1 protein-coding gene is annotated in these 1195 nt (G+C 40.4%); it reads right to left on the minus strand.

Going from position 1 to position 1195, the window contains the following annotated elements; all coding sequences use genetic code 11:
• Positions 1-1195, minus strand: a 1195-nt coding sequence (locus AB0N03_RS52440) for a lactose-specific PTS transporter subunit EIIC (protein WP_364389020.1), incomplete at both ends; no start/stop codon positions are given.

Raw genomic sequence — 1195 nt, forward strand, 5'->3', positions numbered from 1 at the left:
TTTTTCTTTAAGAGCATCGTTTGTTTTACCAGAACGTTCTTCTTCAAGAATTTGTTCATCGTATACCTTAACAAATGGGTAATAAATGATAGTATCAACAACTACCAAGAGTCCGGCTAAGATAAATGATAGAACTTGGAAGTTAGTACCGAGTACAATTCCCAACGGACCAGGAGTAACCCATGGAAGGTTGGCAGAGAATGAGTTCATGTTCAATGTGTCAACAAAGAATTTAAAGATCCAAACGTTGACAATCGGAGTGAAAATGAACGGTACAAAGAAAATCGGATTCAATACGATTGGTGCACCAAATAAGATTGGCTCATTAACCCCAAAGAATGTTGGAACAACTGAGGCACGTCCGATGGCACGGTTACGATCTGATTTACAAATCCACATGAACAAGAATGGAACAATCAATGTAGCTCCTGTTCCACCCATGGTAGCAATAAACATTTGAGTACCAGAAGTGATAACTTTATCTGCATGTTGTCCATTTTGGATAAGATGCAAGTTGACATCGATATTGGCATAAGTGATAGCAGCGATTGCTGGTTCGACAATTGAAGGACCGTGAATACCAACAAACCAGAAGAAGGCATAAGCACCAAAGATAAGTGTAATTCCAAGGTAACTATCTGCAGCTGAGAAAAGAGGAGCAATAAGGGTACCGATTGATTCTGCAACAGTTATACCAAGAGTTCCCTTAACAAGGAGTTCAAGTCCATATAGGAGAACAACTGAGACGGTGAACGGAATCAAGTCCTTAAATACTTGAGAGATATTTGGTGGAACATCTTCAGGCATACGAATGGTAACATTATTTTTTACACAGACTTTATAAACATTAACTGTCACAAAGGCTGCGATAAATGCTGTCAAAAGGCCTTTTGTTCCCATGAAGGCTGTCAAGAAGCCTCCTTCTTTTGCAGGCTCAGCTGCCATCAAAAGGAACCCTACCATAGACGCTAGCATCGTAGATAAGAAGTTAATCTGATTGGTCGCAGGTAGGTCACGGTTCTTTGAGTCCGTCAAAGCTTTAGCGGTAGTACCACCAACAAAGAATGCTAGGATACCCATCGAATAGCTATAAGGAGTCATCAAGAAGGTCTCAATGTCTTTTGACCAGTGGAATCCCCAAGCATTTGGGACATAGGCAATAAGGATAAAGATAGATGAGAAAAGGATAACTGGC

The organism is Amycolatopsis sp. NPDC051061, assembly GCF_040682935.1.
GTDB lineage: Bacteria > Actinomycetota > Actinomycetes > Mycobacteriales > Pseudonocardiaceae > Amycolatopsis.